The sequence below is a fragment of the Mycobacterium sp. GA-1199 genome (assembly GCF_001500045.1).
Taxonomy (GTDB): domain Bacteria; phylum Actinomycetota; class Actinomycetes; order Mycobacteriales; family Mycobacteriaceae; genus Mycobacterium.
In genome coordinates this window covers 10,047-28,798 of the sequence record NZ_LQIX01000011.1, presented here as the reverse complement: position 1 = coordinate 28,798, position 18,752 = coordinate 10,047, and the positions used below count along the sequence as shown (strand labels likewise).

The following is an 18,752-nucleotide window of genomic DNA, read 5'->3' as shown; positions in this document are numbered from 1 at the left end:
TTGCCGATCACGGTTCGGCACAGCCCTCAGCGCAGTCTCGCGCATAGGCGTCGGCATACCACTGCCCGATCAGCGGCCGCTGAACGTCTCACGCAGCCGGCTGAACAGCCCGCCGCCGCCCGCGGCCGTCGGCTGCGCGGAGCGCACCTCGGCGACGTCGCGGGCGCGCTTCGCCTTGAGCTTGCGCAGCAATTCGGCGTCCTCGTTGTCCAGCCGCGACGGCACCACGACATCGATGTGTGCGTGCAGGTCGCCCCGCACCCCGGAGCGGAGGTGCGGCATGCCGTGACCGCGCAGCGTGACGACGGCGCCGGGCTGCGTCCCGGACGGGATCGCGATCTCGGTCGGCCCATCGAGGATCGCGTCGACGGTGACGCTGGTACCCAGCGCCGCGTCCACCATCGGCACCGAAACCGTGCAGTGCAGATCGTCGCCGTCACGCAGGAATGTGGCGTGCGGCTGCTCGTGCACCTCGACGTACAGGTCGCCCGCCGGTCCCCCGCCCGGTCCGACCTCGCCTTGGGCCGCCAACCGCACCCGCATTCCGTCACCGACGCCGGCCGGGATCTTCACGCTGATCTCCCGGCGGGCGCGCACGCGGCCGTCGCCGCCGCAGCGGTGGCACGGATCGGGGATGACCTCGCCGACCCCACCGCACACCGGGCAGGGCCGCGACGTCATGACCTGGCCCAGCAGCGAGCGCTGCACCGTCTGGATCTCGCCGCGGCCGCCGCAGGTGTCACAAGCCACCGGGCTGGAGTTTCCGTGTGTGCCCTTGCCGTGGCACAGGTCGCACAGCACCGCGGTGTCGACGGTGACCTGCTTGGTCACGCCGGTCGCGCACTCCGATAGGTCCAGGCGCATTCGCAGCAGCGAATCCGACCCCGGCCGCACCCGGCCGACCGGCCCCCGGGTGGCGCCGCCGCCGCCGAAGAACGCCTCGAACACGTCGCCCAGGCCCCCGAAGCCAGCGGAGAACCCGGCTCCGTTCGACGCCGATTCCAGCGGGTCGCCGCCGAGATCGACGATGCGGCGCTTCTCCGGATCGCTGAGCACCTCATAGGCGGCGCTGATGTCCTTGAACCGGGCCTGGGCCTCTTCATCAGGGTTGACGTCGGGATGCAGTTCGCGCGCCAACCTGCGATAGGCGCGCTTGATCTCCGCATCCGACGCGCCCTTGCTCACGCCGAGCAGCCCGTAATAGTCGCGTGCCACGCTGACTTGCCTGACCTTCCGCCTGTGCCGGTGTCTACCGGCTGCCTAAGACTTCCCCGATATAGAGAGCAACCGCAGCGACATTAGCGATAGTTCCCGGATAGTCCATTCGGGTGGGGCCCAACACACCCATGCCGCCGTACACCTTGCCCGAACTGCCGTACGCGGTGGTCACCACGGAGGTGCCGGCCATCTCCTCGGCCTCGGTTTCGTGGCCGATGCGCACGGTCACCTTGCCGGCCTCCTGCTGTGCCGCCAGCAGCCGCAGCACCACCACCTGCTCCTCGAGCGCCTCGAGCACCGACCGCAGCGAGCCGCCGAAGTCGGCGGTGTTGCGGGTGAGGTTGGCGGTGCCGCCCAGCAGCAGGCGCTCCTCGCGGTGCTCGACCAGCGTTTCGACCAGTACCGTCGCCGACCGCCCGACCGCGTCGGCGAGCCCGCCGTGCCCGTCGAGGTGCAAGGCCAGGTCCGCGACGGCGACCGATGCCGCCGCCAGCGGTTTGCCCTCGAGTGCCTGGCCAAGCAGGTCGCGCAGCTTGCTCACATCGTGCTCGTCGAGCGTGTCGCCCAACTCGACCATGCGCTGGTCGACGCGGCCGGTGTCGGTGATCACCACCAGCAGCAGCTTGGCCGGGGTGAGCGCGACCACCTCGAGATGACGAACCGTGGAGGTCGACAGCGTCGGGTACTGCACGATCGCGACCTGCCGCGTGAGCTGTGCGAGCAGCCGCACGGCGCGGCGCAGTACGTCGTCCAGGTCGACACCGGATTCGAGGAACGACAGGATCGCGCGGCGTTCCGATGACGACAGGGGTTTGATGTCGTCGATCCGGTCGACGAACTCGCGATACCCCTTCTCGGTGGGCACCCGCCCGGAGCTGGTGTGGGGCTGGGCGATGTAGCCCTCCGCCTCCAGCACCGCCATGTCATTGCGCACGGTCGCACTGGAGACACCGAGGTTGTGCCGCTCGACGAGCGTCTTCGACCCGATCGGCTCCTTGGTGGCCACGAAGTCGGCGACGATCGCGCGCAGCACCTCGAACCGGCGGTCGTCGGCGCTACCCATGTCTGCTCACCTACCCCTCGAATCGTGTTGTCACCCATTTTAGGGGCACCAACAGCGCCGATAGCGCCCGAGCGGTCGTTCGACACGTGCAACGCGCGCGACTGCGGTGCACTAACCTTGCTCCTTGTTGTCATTGTGAAAATCACAGTCCGGGGAGGACACCGGGGGACGACTCGAAGGACGCTGGCCCGATGATCTTCAAGGGAGTCAGGGAGGGTAGGCCCTACCCCGACCACGGGTTGTCACACCGGCAATGGGCGCAGATCCCCCCACGCCAGATACGGCTCGACGAGTTGGTCACCACCACCACGGTGCTCGCGCTCGATCGACTGCTCTCCGAGGATTCGACGTTCTACGGCGACCTGTTCCCGCACGCGGTGCGCTGGAAGGGCATCGTCTACCTCGAAGACGGGCTGCACCGCGCGGTGCGGGCCGCCCTGCGCAACCGCACGGTGCTGCACGCACGGGTGTTCGACATGGACGTGCCCTCCCCGGCTGACGGGTGGGCCCGAGCACAATAGGTTCAGGCACAACAGATTAGCGCCGCCCGTCACCGAACCGATTGATGCTCATGTCCTTTCAGTGACTGCGCGCCCGCGGACTCGCCCAGGTCGGCACCCAGGATGCGGTCCGACAACAGCCCCAGGCATGACAGGTTGGGGAAGCCCGGTCCCTGTGTGAGCCCTGACAGACCCGGCAGGAAGAGCTTGGGCCGCAACCCGCCGACGGCGAGGTCGTCGCCGATGGCCTCCTGCAGCACGTCCGGGGTCAGCGGCGCACCCAGGCCGAGCTCCAGCAGATCCAACGCGTCCTGACCGAGCAGCGGCACGAACCACATCGCGTCGGCGCCTGAGCCGTCGATGACCAGATCGAATCCGTGCACCGTCTCGAGAGACTCACCACCCGCAGTTGTGCTCAGCGTCAACCGGATCCGGCCCTCGCGGGCGACCGCGTGCGCGACCCTGCCCCGCAGGTGGCGGATCCGGTCGTCGGCGAGCAGCGCCTCCTGCACGCGCGCGGAGAACACCCCGCGGTCGGTCCGCAACAGCGCGTCGCGTCGCTCCGCCATGGTCAGGCTGGTCCAGCCGGTCGGATCGGAGAACAGCGTGTTCTCGAAGAAGCCCTCCCCTCGGGTGAACAGGGTCACCTGCGGCGAGATCACCGTGATCGTCGAAACCCGATGCCGGAACAGCTCATTGAGCATCGACGCCGCGGTCTCTCCCCCGCCGATGACGGCCACGCGTTCGGCGCGGATCAGCTCGTGTTGCGCCGCGCGATGCCAGAACTGCGCGATCGACAGCACCCGCGGGTTGCCGGGCAGGATCGAGCGCTCCGGCTGACCGGGCCCGGTGATCATCAGACCCTCGGCCGTCACGGTGCGGTCGGGTGTGTGCAGCGCCCACCGCGGCTCACCGGATCCGGTGTCGGCTGTGTCGATCGAGATGTTGCGCACCTCGCCCCGGACCACGTTCATCTCGACATTGCCGGCGACCCAGCGCAGGTACTGGCTCCACCGGCGGTGGGTGGGGGCGGGCCTTCCGCGGTCGACCCACTCGGCGAACTGGCCGGTCGAGATCAGGTACTGCTGCCAGCTGTGCCGGGTCATGCGTTCGTCGAGTTCGGCGTTGCGCCGCGGGACGAGAGCCGATCGGTACGGGAACCCGACGTCCTTCTCCGGGCTCGTGCCCAACCGGTGTTGCCCGTCGGTCCACCCACCGTCGGCCTGCCAGTTGGCGGCCACGCCGGTCTTCTCGACGGCCACGACCTCGGGCACGTCGATGCCCATGTCGCGAAGTTCGGCGGCCTTGGCGGCGACGGCGACGGCCTTCGCGCCCGCGCCCACGACCGCAAGTGTCCGGCTCATGAAACGACCTCTCGTAGCGATTCCTGCCACATCGCCTGCAGTGTGGCGACGTCGTCGGCGGACAGGATTTCGGGGAGCGTGCGCCATTGCGTGCCGAGCAGCGGTGCGTCGCTGTCACCGAGCACCGCGGCCAGCACCGTCAGTTCGTGCCGTACCGCCAGCCGCGGCTCGGGCAGCGGCGACACCCCCGCCAACAGTGCCCGGTCGGGGCGCAGCGCACCGCCGTCGAAGCCCGCGTGCACCCGGCCCAGGAAGTTGAGCAGCAGCTGCGGTTCGGGCAGCGCCGCCAGACGCTCGGCGGTATCGGGCCGCAGATAACGCAGCAGCCCGTAATCGATTCCGTCGCCGGGGATCTCGTCGACACTGCGGGCGGCCTGCACACGCAGCGGATAGATCGCGGTGAGCAGGCCCACGGTGTCGGAGGTGTCGACGGTGTCGATGAGGGCGTCGGCGCGGCCGTGGGTCTCCAGGGCCAACAGCGGCGTCGGTGTGTCCTGGCCGCGGTGCAGCCGCCATCGGGTGACGGTGCGCGCGGCGGCCGCAGCCAACAGATGCGGCGCGGGCTCCGGCGCGTTGAGCAAGCGCACGGTGACGTCGCTGTCGGTCACCGCCATGGAGACGACGACATCACCGGCCCGATCGGTCTGCGGCCGCAGCCTGCGGGCGCCGAGCGGCGGGTCCTCGCCCTCGAGTTGGGCCGCCCAGAAGTCGGCCGTGTCAAGCGTGTACGCCCGCTCACTGAGCAGCCTCGACCAGCGCCGGTAGCTGGTGTGCTCCCGGGTGGGCGACGGCTCGCGGCCCGACGCGATAGTGTGCCACGCCGCGTCCAGTTCGGCCAGCAGGATCCGCCACGACGCCGGGTCCGCCGCCAGCACGTGCGCGGTCAGCAGCAGGACGCCGGGACCGGCGGGCGGGTGCAGCCATACCGCGCCGAGCATCGAACCCTGTTCCGGGTCGAGGCGTTCCACCGACCGGTGGGCGTGTTCGGCCACGGCCGCGACGAGCGCTTCGTCCGTGTCGTCATCCACAAGGACCTCGGTCAGCAGATTTCGTGCCTGGCTCTCGACGAGCGTCATCGTCTGCCGGTCGATGCGGCTTCGCAGCACCGGATGACCGCCGATCACCGCGCGCAGGATCTGCTCGAGTCGCTCTGCGGTGATGCCGTCGGGCAGGCGGATGGCCTCGGTCTGCGCCAGCCGTCGCGGTTCGCCGTGTTCGTAGAGCCAGTGCGCGCTGGGCAGCACGGGCGTCGGGCCGTCAGGGTCGTCGTCGTGTTCGGCGGCCGCCGACTCGTTATCGACGGCCTCGGCGAGTTCCCGCAGTGTCGCGCACTCCAGCATCAGCCTGGCGCGCAACGGGATTCCGCGCCTGCGGGCCGCCTGCACCACCGACAGCGCCACGATGCTGTCCAGGCCCAGGGCCAGAAGGTCGGCGTTGACGTCGATGGTGCGACCGGCGTCGGGGCCGTCGAGTAGTTCGCCGAGCACGGCCGCCAGCGCCTTCTCGGTCTCGGTCTCCGGGGTGGTCGAGGGACCTTCGGCGACCGCGATCGCGTTCAGCGCGGCCTCGTCGACCTTGCCATGCGTGGTCAGCGGCATCTGCTCGATGACCACGATCGAATGCGGAACCATGTAGCGCGGCAGACGTTTTGACACCAGCGCGCGTAGCTCGGAGACCGCGGGTGCGGGTTCGGCGGCGACGAACGCGACCAGTTGCGCGCCCCACCGTTGCCGGCGCACCGCCACGTGGGCGTGGCGCACCGCGGGATGGGTGTGCAGAACGGCCGAGATCTCGCTCGGCTCCACCCGGAAGCCGCGGATCTTCACCTGCGCGTCGGAGCGTCCGAGGAATTCCAGCGCCCCGTCGGGCCGGCGCCGCACTACGTCACCGGTGCGGTACATGCGCTCGCCGTTCCCGAACGGGTCGGCGACGAACCGGGAGGCGGTCTCGCCGAACCGGCCCAGATAGCCACGGGTCAGTTGACCGCCCGACAGGTACAACTCGCCCGGTACCCCGTCGGGAACCGGTCGCAGCCACGAGTCCAACACGTAGGCCCTGCTGGGCGACGTGGGGCGCCCGATGGTCGGCTGGTCGTGTTCGGCGATCGTGGCGACGACGGCTTCGACCGTGGTTTCGGTTGGGCCGTAACAGTTGTAGGCCGCCATGCCGGTGCGCGCGCATTCGTCGCGGATCAGGTTCCACGCCGGGATCCCGACGGCCTCGCCGCCGAGGGCCAGCACGCCGAGCGGCACCGTGGTGAGCAGTCCGACCGCGTGCAGCTGGGCGAACATCGACGGGGTGGTGTCGATCAGGTCGATTCCGTACCGGCCGATCGTTTCGACAAGGGCCTCGGCGTCGCGCTGAATGTGGTCGTCGACGATATGCACCGCGTGGCCGTCGAGCAGCGCGGCCAGCGGCTGCCATGCGGCGTCGAAGGTGAACGACCAGGCGTGCGCCACCCGCAGCGGGTGGCGCAGTCGACCCGCCGCCGGGCGCAGCACGTTTCGGGCGTGGTCCTCGGCATAGGCCAGCAGCGCCTGGTGGGTTCCGATGACGCCCTTGGGCCTACCCGTGGTGCCGGAGGTGAACACCATGTATGCGGCCTGGCCCGGCGACGCGGTCGCCGGTCGGAAGTCCTCGGCGGGCTCGGCCGGAACCTCGGCGAGCAGTTCGTCGTCGACGACGACCGTCGCGCCGCACTGGTCGAGGATGTCGGCGATCCGCTCGGCGGGCATTCCGGGATCCAGCGGCACAATGACGCCGCCGGCCTTGAGCACCGCCAGCATCGCCACGACATACTGCGGTCCTCGCGAAAGGTGGATCGCGACAGGCGTTTCGGTGTGTACACCCTTGGCCGCCAGCGCGGCGGCGAGCTGGTCGGCCGCCTCGTCGAGTTGTCGGTAGGTGAGTTCGCCGCCGGGCCAACTCAGTGCCGGTGAGCCCAGCCGTGCGCTGGCGGCTTCGGCGAACGCGGTGTGCACACCGAGATGTTCGCCGGCCGGGGCGGGCTCGGCTGTAGCGATCGGGGCCTCACCGTCGAGCAGGACACTGACGTCGCGCAGCGGGCGATCCCAGCCGGTGATCAGTCGCTGGGTGGTGGTGAGCAACCGGTGCCCTAGCGACTCGGGGCTCATTTGGCCGAGCGCCCCCTCGACGACCTCGACCAGGACGGTGAGCTCGTCGTCGATCATGTGCGCGGCGATGGTGACGGGGAAGTGCGACACGCTCTCCAGTGCCGCCGGCCGGAATGTCGCACCGTTGGCGACGAAATCGCCGCCGCCGACCAGGCCGCCGGGCGGGAAGTTCTCGTAGACCAGCAGGGTGTCGTACATCTCGCCGATACCGCCCAGGGCCCGCAGTTCGTTGTGGGGCAGGTATCCGTGATCGCGCAGTTTGGCCGCTTCGCGTTGCAGCGCAACGCATTGCGCACCCACCCGGGCCGCCGGGTCCAGCCGGACCCGCAGCGGCACCGTGTTGATGAAGAGCCCGACCATGGTCTCCACGCCTGCCAGCTCGCCGGGGCGTCCGGACACCGTCACGCCGAACACCACATCGGAGCGGTCGGTGAACGCCGAGAGCACGGCGGCCCAAGCCATCTGGACCAAGGTGTTGACCGTGACGCCGCGGGACCGCGCGGCCTCCGCCAGTTGCCGGGTCGCGTCCCGATCCAGGCTCAGCTCCGTGCGGTGCGGTTCGCCGGTGGGCGGTTCACCGGAGGTGAGGGCGGGTGTGACAAGCGTGGGGCCATCGAGGTCGGCGAGGTGCTCACGCCACAGGGCGCGGCTGGTCTCCTGATCGCGGCCGGCCAGCCAGCCGATGTAGTCGCGGTACGGGCGCGGCGGCGGGGGAAGCACCGCCGGGTCGCCGCCCGAGCTGTACAGCGAGATCAGCTCGCCCACGAACAGCGGCAGAGACCAACCGTCGATGATGATGTGATGGGCGACCACGACAAATCGCCAGTGCGATTGCCGAACCTCGATCAACAGGAACCGGATCGCCGGTCCGCGTGCGAGGTTGAACGGCCTGCGACATTCCTCGGCCTCGATCGCCTCGACCTCGTCGGCCGTCGCGGTGACGTGCCGCCACGGCACGTCGACGCGGTTCGGCACCACCTGAACGGGTTTGCTCTGCGCCCGAACGAAACTGGCCCTCAGGTTGGGGTGGCGGGCGAGCATCGTCGCCGCGCACTCGCGCAGCAGCACCGCGTCCAGTGATCCGGTGACATCGGCGGCCATGGTGATGACGTAGGGGTCCTCGCCGCCGTCCTCGGCGGTGCTCAGCTGGGCCAGCGAGAACAGCCCCTGCTGCAGCGGGCTGAGCGCCATCACGTCCTCGATGGCGACCTTCGGTTCGGCCTGCGTCGAGGTCATGGTGCGCCCTCTTGCGACTCCGACCACATCGACGTGACCGCTGCCAGCTCGTCGGCCGACAGCCCGGAGGCCGCCATCGGCTCGTGATGGACGTCGGGTGTCTCCGTCTCCGCGCCGGTGTCGACCTTGGTCGCCAGTTCGTGAATCGTGGGGTGCTCGAACACCATTCGCGCAGTGACCGCCAGCCCGGCGTCGCGGGCGCGGGCGGCGAGCTGAACCGCGAGGATGGAATCGCCACCGAGCTCGAAGAAGTCGTCGGTGCGGTTCACCTCGGGCACGTTCACGATGTCGGCGAGCAGCGTAGCCAGCACGCGTTCGGTTTCGGTGCGCACGGGTTCGGCCGGTCCCGCCGCCGACGGGCGGCGCTGCTCGACGGCCTCGATGTACTCCAGTTCACCGTCGGCGGTCCAGCGCCCACGTCTACCCGTGGCACGCAGGTCGGCGCCGGTCTCGTCGACGACATGCTCGTAGACGTCGCCGACCACGCCGATCGCCACCGGATCGCGCCAGAGGTCGAGCACGCTGGCCGATGCCGCCGCGCTGAACCGCGCTATGCGCCGGCGCTCCTCGCCGTCGGCGATCTGCACGTCGCGCACCCGTTGACCGGGATCGTCGGAGAAGGCGGCCAGCACGCGGTTCAGCCACCGGACGAACCGTTCGGCGGTGCTGCGCCGGTACAGGTCGGTGCGGTAGATGACGTGGCCGCGGTAGCCGTCCTCGGCACCGAAGAAGTTGACCGACAGGTCGGCGTGCGCGACGTCGAACGGCGGCTCGAGCGCGGTGAACGTGGTGTCTCCGTCCGGGCGCGATTCGATCACCTGGTCGGCGGGCAGCGCCTCGCGCACGTGCACGACGACACCGAACAACGGGTTGCGCGACAAGGACCGCGCCGGGCTGACCGCGTCGACCACCTGGTCGAACGGCAGGTCCTGGTGGGCGTAGGCCCCCAGTGCGGTGTCGCGGGCCCGGCGCAGCACCTCTCGCAGCGTCGGGTTGTCGGTCAGATCGTTGCGCAGCACCACGATGTTGATGAAGAAGCCGACGAGTTGGTCGAGTTCGGCCTCGGTGCGGCCGGCGACCGGGGTGCCGAGCGGGATGTCCGGACGCTCACCGGCTTTGTGCAGCGCGACCGCCACGGCGGCCTGCAGCAGCATGAACTCGGTGACACCGAGCTCCTGACTCAGTTCGGCGAGCTTGGCGCGGGTGGTGGCGTCGATGGCGAACTCGACGGCGTCCCCTTCCCCGCTGAGCACCGGTGGACGCGCGAAATCCGGTGTCAGACCCGGATCCTCGTGCAGACCGGCCAACTGCTCGCGCCAGTAGTCGCGCTGCGCCGCGACGGGCCCGTCGGTTTCGCCGAGCAGGGCCGCCTGCCACGCCGCATAGTCCGCGTACTGGATCGGCAGGGGCGCGAATCCCGGTGTCTCACCGGCGCGCCTGGCCCGATAGGCCGTCAGCAGGTCGGTGAACAACACCATCGCCGACCAGTGGTCGGCGGCGATGTGATGCACCACCAGCGACACCACGTGTGCGTCCGGTGTCGCGAGCACGGCGGCGCGTACGGGCGGGTCGGCTTCCAGGTCGAACACGTGCCTGCGTTCCTTGGCGAGCTCGGCGTCCAGCCAGTCGTCATCGGCGCCGTGGTCGCGGCGCACCGCGACCTCCAGATCGTCGTTGACGATCTGGTATGGCGCACCGTCGATTTCGCGGTAGGTCGTGCGCAGCACCTCGTGCCGGGCCACCACGTCGCGCACCGCGGCCACGAACGCGTCGGTGTCGCAGGGCCCGCTGATGCGGGCCGCGAACGGGATGTTGTTGACCGGGCTCGGACCGTCGATGCGGTACTGAAACCACATCCGCAGCTGCGAGGCCGACATGAGCAGCGGCCCGTCATGCGGGACGGGGACCAGCTTGGGACGGGCGGGGCCGCCGTCGACCGATGCCGAGTCGATCCGGTGGGCCAGGGCGGCCACGGTGCCCAGCTCGAAGACCTCCCGCACGCCGATGTCGACGTTGAACGCACTGCGCACTCCGGCAACCAGTTTGGTGGCTAGTAGCGAATGGCCGCCGAGGTCGAAGAACGAGTCGTCGGCACCGATGCGGTCGCGTTCCAGGAGTTCGGCGAACAGGTCGGCGATCCGGCGTTCGGTGCCGTCGGCCGGCTCGCGGAACACCGCGCCGGAATCGATGTCGGGTTCGGGCAGCGCCGCCCGGTCGATCTTGCCGTGCGCGGTGATCGGGATCTCATCGATCACGACGTAGGCCGCCGGGGTCATGTACTCCGGCAGGGCGGCGGCGACCCGGTTGCGGATCCGCTCGACATCCACCGATTCGATGTCCTCGGCCGGCGTGACGTAGCCGACGAGGCTCTTGCCGACACCGGGCAGATCGCTCACCACCACGACCGCCTGCCCGACGCTCGGGTCGACGGAGATCGCCGCCGCCACTTCGCCGAGTTCGATGCGGAATCCGCGGATCTTGACCTGCTCGTCGGCGCGACCGACGAACTCGATGTCGCCGTCGGCGTTACGACGGGCCAGGTCACCCGATCGGTAGAGCCGACCGCCGGGATTGAACGGATCGGCGACGAACCGCTCCGCCGTCAGCCTGGGGCGATCGTGATAGCCGTGCGCGACATGTGTTCCGCCGATGTAGATCTCGCCGATCACCCCGACGGGAACCGGCCGCAGGGCGTCGTCGAGCAGGTGGATCTGGGTGTTGATCTTGGGCTTGCCGATGGGCACGATGCGGGTGCCCTGCTTGCCCTCGACCTTGTACCGGCTCGCGTTGATGACGGTCTCGGTCGGTCCGTAGAAGTTGTGCAGCAGCGCGTCGAATGTGGCGTGGAACTTGTCGGCCAGCTCGCCGGGCAGCGCCTCGCCGCCGATGGGCACCCGTTGCAGTGTCCGCCACTGGTTGACGCCGGGAAGCGACAGGAACAGGCCCAGCAGCGAGGGCACGAAATGCATGGAGGTGATGCCCTCGTCGTGCAGCAGGTCGGTGAGGTAGCCGACGTCGCGAAGTCCGTCCGGGCGCGGAATGACCAGCCGGCCGCCGCACGCGAGCATGCCGAAGATCTCGGCGATCGAGACGTCGAAGCTCGGTGAGGCGACCTGCAGCAGCCGCTCGTTCTCGTCGATCCCGTAGTCGCCCTTGAACCAGACGAAATATTCGGCGACGGGCTTGTGGGCCACCGGGACGCCCTTGGGCAGACCGGTCGAACCCGAGGTGTAGATCAGGTAGGCGGTGCTTTGCGGGTACAGCGGGCGGACGCGCTCGGCATCGGTGGGGTTGGTGTTCGGGAACCGGTCGAGATCGGTGACCGGTTCGTAGATGGCCAGTTTCGGATCGGAGTCCGACAGGATGAATGTCAGCCGGTCCTCGGGGTAGGTCGGGTCGACGGGTTGGTACACCGCACCCGCCTTGATCACCCCCAGCGCCGTGATGACCAGCTCCGGTGAACGGTCCAGCAGCACCGCCACCCGGTCCTCGGTGCCGATGCCGCGCTCGATCAGCCAGTGCGCCAACCGGTTCGCCGACTCGTTGAGTTCCCGGTACGTGTAGTTGCGTCCCTCATAGACCACGGCGACGGCGTCGGGGGTGCGTGCCGCCTGCGCTTCCACCAGCGCCGTCATCGTCGAGGGAGCGGTGTCGAATTCCTCACCCGCCGAGACCTTGCGCAACCACTCGACGTCCTCGGGCGCCATCAGGTCGAGCTCGTTGACGGGAACGTCGGGTCGTTGCAGCGCATCGTCGAGCAGCACCGCGTAGTGCTCGAGCAGCTGGCGCACCAGCGGCGCGTCGAGGATCTCGACGAGGTACTCGGCTTCCACCACGATCCCGGGCGCGTCGAATTCCACCATGAAGCCCAACGGCAGCTGAGTGTGGTGACCGCGTAATTCGGCTCGGCGGCAGGCGATCCCGGGCGGGTTGAAGCCCTGCCCGTCGGCGCCGCGCGCGCCGAAGGTCACCCGCGTCATCCGCTCCACGCCGTGGCGGCGGTCGGGGTTCAGTTCGCGCACCACTCTGTCCAGGTTGACGCGCTGATGTGCGAACGCGCCGACCGCGGTGTCACGGGCGTGCGCCAGGACGTCGCGGAAGCTCTGATGGGCGCCCGGACGCAGGCGCAGTGCCACCGTGTTGCCGTAGTAGCCGATCACGTCCTCGACGTCGGCCGTGCGGTTGAGAACCGGTGTGGCGACCAAGAAGTCGTCGGCGTGGGTGTAGCGCTGCAGCAGCACCCCGAAGGCGGCCAGTAGTACCATGTACGGCGTCGCGCCGGCCTCCTTGGCCAGCGCGGCGACCCGCTCGACCGTCACGTCCGGCAGCTGCAGCGTCAGCCGCTGTGAGCGCCAGTTCGTCGGCACCGCAGACCCGTTGGGACCGGGCAGCTCCAGCGGCTCCGGTGGGTCGGCGAGTGTGTCGCGCCAGTAGTCCAGGTCCTCGTCGACCGGGCCGAGCGCATGCGACGGAGGTGTGACCGCGGGGGCCAGCGCCTCACCGGCGTACGCGCGGGTGAGATCGCCGAAGAAGACCTGCCAGCAGCCGTCGTCCCAGGCGATATGGTGCGCGACGAGCAGCATGACGTGTTCGTCGGGGGCGGTGCGCACGACGGTGAGCCGCAGCGGCGAGTCGGTGCTCAGGTCGAAAGGAGCGCAGAACTCACGCTGGGCCAGCACCTCCAGGCGGAGCCGGCGCGCATGCTCGGTCAACTCGGTCAGGTCGTGCACGGTCCAGCCGGGGGCCAGGTCGTCGTGGACGGTCGGTTGTGGTTCGCCGTCTTCGTCGACGCCGTAGGTGGTGCGCAGCGCGGCGTGACGTGCGGCGACCGCGTTGACGGCGTCGTGCAGCCTGGCGACGTCCAGGTCACCGGTGAGCCGGTAGGACAGGCAGATGTTGAGGATGGCCCCGGTGGGGTCGGCCGCTTGGACGAACCACATGCGCCGCTGCCCGTCGGACAGTCCGCTTTGTTCGCCGGTCGCGGTGTTCTCCGCGCGCAGACCCCGCTCGGCGAGCTTGCGACGCAACAGCTCCAGCCGGCGGTCCTTAACCTGCTCGCGGATATCGACCGTGTCAGTCACGCGTTGTCCACCTTCTCTGATCGTTCTTTGCTGTCGAGGTCGGCGATGAGTTCGCCGCCGGTGATGCCGCCGAGCAGGACTGCCAGCGACACCTTGTGTCCAGTCGTCCGTTGCAGGCGCTTACGTAGATCCAGAGCCAGCAGCGAGTCGACCCCCAGGTCCAGCAACGAGGTCTCCAGGTCGATCGAGCCCGCGTCGATGTTGAGCACCGCGCCGAGCTCCGCGGTGACCAGCGTCGTCGTGTCGGCATCGGGTTGGGTTGTGGCCGCGGCTGTCTCGGCGCGCTCGGCGGTCCGGCTCTCCAGGAACACCCGCAGCCGGGCTTGGTCGGCGCTGAACAGCAACGGATCCTCGCCGTGATCGCGCAGACTGGCCTCGACGGCGGCGTCCGGGGACATCGCCAGCAGACCGGACCGCTCGATCTTGGTCACCTCGGATGCGTCGGCGATGCCGCTACCGCGCCACAGTCCGTACCTGGCGGCCACGCAGTGCTGGCCCTTGGCCCGCAGTTGGCCCGCCATCACGTCGAGCATCCGGTTGGCGGCCGAGTATGCCGCGTGCCCGCGCCCGCCCCACACTCCGGACACCGAGGAGCACACCAGGATCCGGGCGTCTGCGCGCATCGGCCAAAGCTCGGTCACCCTGGCCAGCCCGCCGATCTTCGCGGCTCCCGCATCGACGAACGTCTCCGGTGTGAGCGCGTCGCGGTCGGCGAAGGCCGCCGCGCCTGCGCCGTGGATGAGCAGGGACGCACCGTCACCGCCGAACTCCTCGGCCGCGGCGGCCACGTCCTCGGTGGAGGTGATGTCACAGCGTGGCGCCAACACGTCGATACCCGGTGCGATCGCGGCGATTTGGGCCTTGACGGCGTCGTCGACGCCGCGACGGCTGAGCAGCACGATGCGGCGCGCCCCGTGGGCGGCCAGGTACCGCGCGAAATGCATGCCCACCGCGCCGTTGCCGCCGGTGATCACGACGTCGTCGAACACACCGGGCGCCGAGAGCCACGACGGCGCGGGCTCCGTCGCCTCGCTGACGGAGCGGGCGAAAACCGTTGGCCCCAAACCATCGTCACGTACGGCCAGTTCGTCGCCGCCGGACAGAAGCGCGCCCACCGCCGCCGCGGTAAGAGCGTCGTCGGGTTCCCAGGACGGCAGGTCGAGGTGTCTGAACGCCTGCTCGGGTCGCTCGAAGCCGAGACTGCGGTGCATCGCTGCCAGCGCGGTCTGCGCCGGCAACGCGACCGGCTCCCGCGCCTGGACGTGCTCACCGCCGACGGTGACCAGACACACCGCGCGGCAATGCTTTCCCGGTGCATCGACATAATCGAGCAGGCCCGCGCCGACGAGCTGGGAGACGTCGTGGGCCGCACGTTCGGCGTCGGGATGGTCCAGCAGGGGCGCGACCGCGACGACGAGTTCGGCCTCGGACGGCTCGACCACGTCGGACCCATTGTCCCGCAAGGCCGACCGCAGTCGCGCACCGAGCGGCCCACGCGGGCCGGCAAGCTCGACGACAGCCACGCGCTGTGCGGATCCCGCCGGACGTGCGGCGGTGACGTCCCATTTCTCGCGGGCGACGCTCAGGCCGTCGACCGGGGCCAACGGCTGCGGCTGTGCCCACAGCCGCACCGCCCGCATCGGCGCGTTCGGGAAGCCGCGCAACTGGGGTTGCGCAGCGACGTCGACCAGGTCGGTCCAGCGGAATTCGGGGTTGGCCACCGCGGCGGTGGCGATGTTGGCCGACACCGAGTCTATGAGCGCAAGGCCACGATGCCCCGATCCGACGACCAGCGCGTCCTCGTCGACCAGCAGGTCCCCCAGCGCGAACAGCAGGGCCGGATGCGCCGACATCTCGATGTATTCCGTGACATCGCGGCGGCCGGCGGCCGTGACGGCCCGGTCGAACCGCACGGTGTTGCGCAGGTTCTGGTACCAGTAGGAGGTGAACCCGGTGCCTGCGGATACCACGTCGGCGGTGGTCGATCCTATGAATTCGATTGGGGCGTCGGCGAACTCGGTGTCGGGGAGCATTGCCAGCAGGTCCTCACGGACCCGCTCCAGCGCACTGGTGTGTCCGGCGTAGTTCACATCGAGTTCGCGGGCGAACAAACCCTGTTCGGTCGCGGCTGCGACCAGCGCGCTGATCGCGGCGCGCTCCCCCGACACCGCCACCGACGCACCGGCGTTGACCGCCGACACCTCGAGCCACCCCGGCGTCGACTCGATCAAGCGCTCGGCGTCGGCGAGTGAGACCCCCAGGGCGGCCATGCCGTAGTCGCCGGCGAGGCGCTCGACTGCCGTGGCGCGGGCGATGACCACAGCGGCCGCGTCGGGCAGCGCGATGCTTCCGGCGATGTAGGCGGCGGCGACCTCACCGAGGCTGTGTCCGACCACCACGTCCGGGGTGATTCCACATGTGCGCCACATCTGGGCCAGCGCGACGGCATGGGTGAACTGCGCCGACTGGATCTGCGTCTGCGACCACGCCCCGCCGGTGGTCTCGGCGGTCAAATACGGCAGCGGTGACGGCTGCCCGGCGGCGACGAACGCCTCGGCGCACCGGTCGACCTGCATGCGGTACACCGGGGACCGCCGGTAGGCGTCCGCTCCCATGGACGGCCACTGGTTGCCCTGTCCGGGGAAAACGAAAGCCGTTCGCGGCGCGGTTGATTGCGACGAGCGGGCCACCAGCGGATGCGTACCGCCGTCGGTGATCGCGCGGAGCCCTTCGGCCAGTTCGGCGGTGTCGGCGGCGCGCACCACCGCGCGGTGCCTGCGCATGCGCCGGGTGCGCAACAGTGTGGCGGCCACCGCCCCCACCTCGGGCTCGCGATCGAGATAGCGCAGTATCGCCTCGGCGTCGGCGGCCAGCAGCTCCTCGGCGTGCGCGCTCAACACGACGGGCAGCCGACCGTCGGGCAAGCCGGTGGCCATCACGCCGCCTCGGGCCGGGCCGACGGAATCGACACGATCACATGGGCGTTCGTGCCGCTCATGCCGAACGCGGTGACCGCCGCGAACCGTTCCCCGTTGGTTGCGGGCCAGGGCGTCAGCTCCGATGCGAGCCGCAACCCTTGGCTGTCCCAGTCGATTTCGCGGCTGGCCTCGTCGGTGTGCAAGGTGGCGGGGATGGCGCCGTGTTCGGCGGCGACCAGGGCTTTGGCCAGCCCGAGTCCCCCGGCGGCGGCCTGCGTGTGTCCGAGGTTGGACTTCACCGAGCCGAGTAGTGGGCCTTGGCCGGGTTCGGTGGCGCCGTAGGTCCCGGCGAGCGAGATCAGTTCGGTGCGGTCCCCGAGTCGGGTGCCGGTGCCGTGCCCCTCGACCATCCCGATGTCCTGCGGACTCAGTCCGCTCCGTTTGAGGGCTCGTGCGAACAGCCACGCCTGCGCCGCGCCGCTCGGTGCGGTCAGGCCGACGGAGCGGCCGTCCTGGTTGAGGCAGGTGGCCCGCAACTCGGCGAGGACTTGGCGTCCGTCGCGCAGCGCGCGCGACCGGTGCTGCAGGACGAACATGGCCGCACCCTCGGCCCAGACGGTGCCGCTGGCCTGCGCGCTGTAGGGGCGGCAGTGTCCGTCGTCGGACAGCGCATGTTGTTTGGAGAATTCGACGAAGAAGCCGGCTGAGCCCATGACGCAGACACCTCCGGCCAGCGCGAGGTCGCAGTCTCCCGACCGCAGCGACTGTGAAGCGGTGTGGATCGCGGTCAGCGTCGACGAGCATGAGGTGTCGACGGTCACCGCGGGTCCGGCGAGGCCAAGAGTGTAGGCGATGCGCCCCGAGATCACGCCGAGCGCGGTGCCGGACATCAAATGACCTGTGAGGTTGGAGTATTCGGCCAGATCGGGGCCGTAGCCCATCACCGAAGCGCCCACGTAGCAGCCGGCGTCGTGGCCCGCGAGGTCGTCGGGGTTGATGCCGCTGTTCTCCAGCGCCCGCCATGCCACGCGAAGCGCGACCCGCTGCTGCGGGTCCATCGCGACCGCCTCCCGTGGCGAGATCCCGAAGAACTCCGGATCGAATTCGGCTGCCCCGGACAGAAACCCACCGAGATCGTGGATGCGCTTGAACCCGTCACGCGCCGAGCCGTCGAGGATGTCGCGGACCGACCAGCCGCGGTCACGGGGGAACGGGCACAGGCCCTCGCGGCGGTTGACCAACAGATCCCAGTAGTCGTCGGCGGTGCCGATTCCTCCCGGCGCCTCGATCGCCATCCCCACGATGACGATCGGATCGTCGCTGACGCCGTCGGGCGCGCTAGCCGGCATTGACCAACTCCGCGACGGCGTCGAGATGGTCGTTGATGTAGAAGTGGCCGCCGTCGAACAACGAGAGCGTGAAGGCGCCGTGGGTGTGAGTCTCCCATCCGCGCAACATGTCTGGGCTTATCCGGTGATCGTCGCGGCCACCGACGGTGTGGATGTCGGCGGCGAGGCGGACGTCGGCTTCGCACGCGTAGCGGTTGAACGCCGTGTAGTCGGCACGCACCGCGCGAACGAGCAGTTCGATGAAGTCCTCGTCGGCCAGCAGGCGGGGGTCGGTCCCGCCGAGGTCGACCATGTTGGCGACGACTTCCGCCTCAGCCGTCGGCAGGCGCGGCGAGGTCGCGATGGTCGACGGTGCCTGGCTCGCCGAGACCCACAGCTGGCGAACGGGAATGCCGTTGCGCTCGGCCACGCGGCCGAACTCGAACGCGATGACGGCACCCATGCAGTGGCCGAACAACCGTAGCGGTCCCAGCTCAGACCAGTCGCCGGCGGCGAACAGATCGGCGGCCAGGTCCTGCACCGTCTCCGGGGCGGGATGGCGCAACCGGTCCGCGCGCTGCGGGTACTGGACCACGTACGCGTCGTCGCCGGCGCGGGCCAACGCCGAGGCGAATGCCCGGTAGGCCGCCGCCGCACCGCCGGCGTGCGGGAAGACGACAGTCGCGCCGTCTGAGGACTGCCCCGCCGAACGTTTGATCCAGGGCGCGAAGGTCAGCTGGCTCCGTTCGTCGATCATCGCGTTTCAGTCGCGTCGGGGCGGCGGCGAAGACTCAGAAGATAGGGTGAGCGGGCCTGCGATTCCGCGGCGAAAACACTCATGAATTCCTCCGTGTGATTAGCGCAGGCTGTCCTAAATCGGAAGTGAGGTTACCCTATCCTTCGCGACCCG

9 protein-coding genes are annotated in these 18,752 nt (G+C 69.7%); 1 reads left to right on the top strand and 8 read right to left on the bottom strand.

The genetic code is table 11. From position 1 onward, the window contains the following. Positions 1-69 precede the first annotated feature (69 nt). Entirely contained in the window at positions 70-1,215 is a 1,146-nt protein-coding gene (gene dnaJ, locus AU198_RS08600) for a molecular chaperone DnaJ (RefSeq protein WP_064347591.1), read from the bottom strand. Between the two features lie 34 nt (positions 1,216-1,249). After that, on the bottom strand, positions 1,250-2,281 hold the full coding sequence (hrcA, locus tag AU198_RS08595) for a heat-inducible transcriptional repressor HrcA (RefSeq protein ID WP_064347589.1): 1,032 nt from the start codon (positions 2,279-2,281) through the stop codon (positions 1,250-1,252). Between the two features lie 191 nt (positions 2,282-2,472). On the opposite strand from hrcA, the gene AU198_RS08590 reads away from it, so the two are divergent. Next, on the top strand, positions 2,473-2,802 hold the full coding sequence (locus AU198_RS08590) for a type II toxin-antitoxin system VapB family antitoxin (RefSeq protein ID WP_064347587.1): 330 nt from the start codon (positions 2,473-2,475) through the stop codon (positions 2,800-2,802). Between the two features lie 29 nt (positions 2,803-2,831). Here AU198_RS08590 and mbtG read toward each other — a convergent pair whose 3' ends face one another. From mbtG to AU198_RS08560, 6 genes are read right to left on the bottom strand one after another with little or no spacing between them, the layout of a single operon-like run. Continuing rightward, positions 2,832-4,145: an NADPH-dependent L-lysine N(6)-monooxygenase MbtG gene (mbtG, locus tag AU198_RS08585; RefSeq protein WP_064347585.1), complete on the bottom strand. Its 1,314-nt coding sequence runs from the start codon at positions 4,143-4,145 to the stop codon at positions 2,832-2,834. After that, on the bottom strand, positions 4,142-8,515 hold the full coding sequence (locus tag AU198_RS08580) for a non-ribosomal peptide synthetase (protein WP_064347584.1): 4,374 nt from the start codon (positions 8,513-8,515) through the stop codon (positions 4,142-4,144). Before AU198_RS08580 ends, mbtG begins: the two co-directional genes overlap by 4 nt. Next, positions 8,512-13,596: a non-ribosomal peptide synthetase gene (locus tag AU198_RS08575; protein WP_064347582.1), complete on the bottom strand. Its 5,085-nt coding sequence runs from the start codon at positions 13,594-13,596 to the stop codon at positions 8,512-8,514. The genes AU198_RS08580 and AU198_RS08575 overlap by 4 nt, the downstream gene beginning before the upstream one ends. Next, positions 13,593-16,532: a mycobactin polyketide synthase MbtD gene (gene mbtD, locus AU198_RS08570; RefSeq protein ID WP_064347580.1), complete on the bottom strand. Its 2,940-nt coding sequence runs from the start codon at positions 16,530-16,532 to the stop codon at positions 13,593-13,595. The genes AU198_RS08575 and mbtD overlap by 4 nt, the downstream gene beginning before the upstream one ends. Next, positions 16,532-17,863 (bottom strand): beta-ketoacyl [acyl carrier protein] synthase domain-containing protein, encoded by a 1,332-nt coding sequence (locus tag AU198_RS08565; protein ID WP_064347579.1) that lies wholly within the window; start codon positions 17,861-17,863, stop codon positions 16,532-16,534. The genes mbtD and AU198_RS08565 overlap by 1 nt, the downstream gene beginning before the upstream one ends. Continuing rightward, the gene (locus AU198_RS08560; protein WP_064347577.1) at positions 17,853-18,599 is read right to left on the bottom strand and encodes a thioesterase II family protein; all 747 of its coding nucleotides are present in this window, start codon (positions 18,597-18,599) and stop codon (positions 17,853-17,855) included. Before AU198_RS08560 ends, AU198_RS08565 begins: the two co-directional genes overlap by 11 nt. Positions 18,600-18,752 lie beyond the last annotated feature (153 nt).

Bases quoted from the DNA above. Each gene is read 5' to 3' on its own strand.
- hrcA (WP_064347589.1), bottom strand. From the start codon at position 2,281: ATGGGTAGCGCCGACGACCGCCGGTTCGAGGTGCTGCGCGCGATCGTC.
- AU198_RS08590 (WP_064347587.1), top strand. From the start codon at position 2,473: ATGATCTTCAAGGGAGTCAGGGAGGGTAGGCCCTACCCCGACCACGGG.
- mbtG (WP_064347585.1), bottom strand. From the start codon at position 4,145: ATGAGCCGGACACTTGCGGTCGTGGGCGCGGGCGCGAAGGCCGTCGCC.
- AU198_RS08580 (WP_064347584.1), bottom strand. From the start codon at position 8,515: ATGACCTCGACGCAGGCCGAACCGAAGGTCGCCATCGAGGACGTGATG.
- mbtD (WP_064347580.1), bottom strand. From the start codon at position 16,532: ATGGCCACCGGCTTGCCCGACGGTCGGCTGCCCGTCGTGTTGAGCGCG.
- AU198_RS08565 (WP_064347579.1), bottom strand. From the start codon at position 17,863: ATGCCGGCTAGCGCGCCCGACGGCGTCAGCGACGATCCGATCGTCATC.
- AU198_RS08560 (WP_064347577.1), bottom strand. From the start codon at position 18,599: ATGATCGACGAACGGAGCCAGCTGACCTTCGCGCCCTGGATCAAACGT.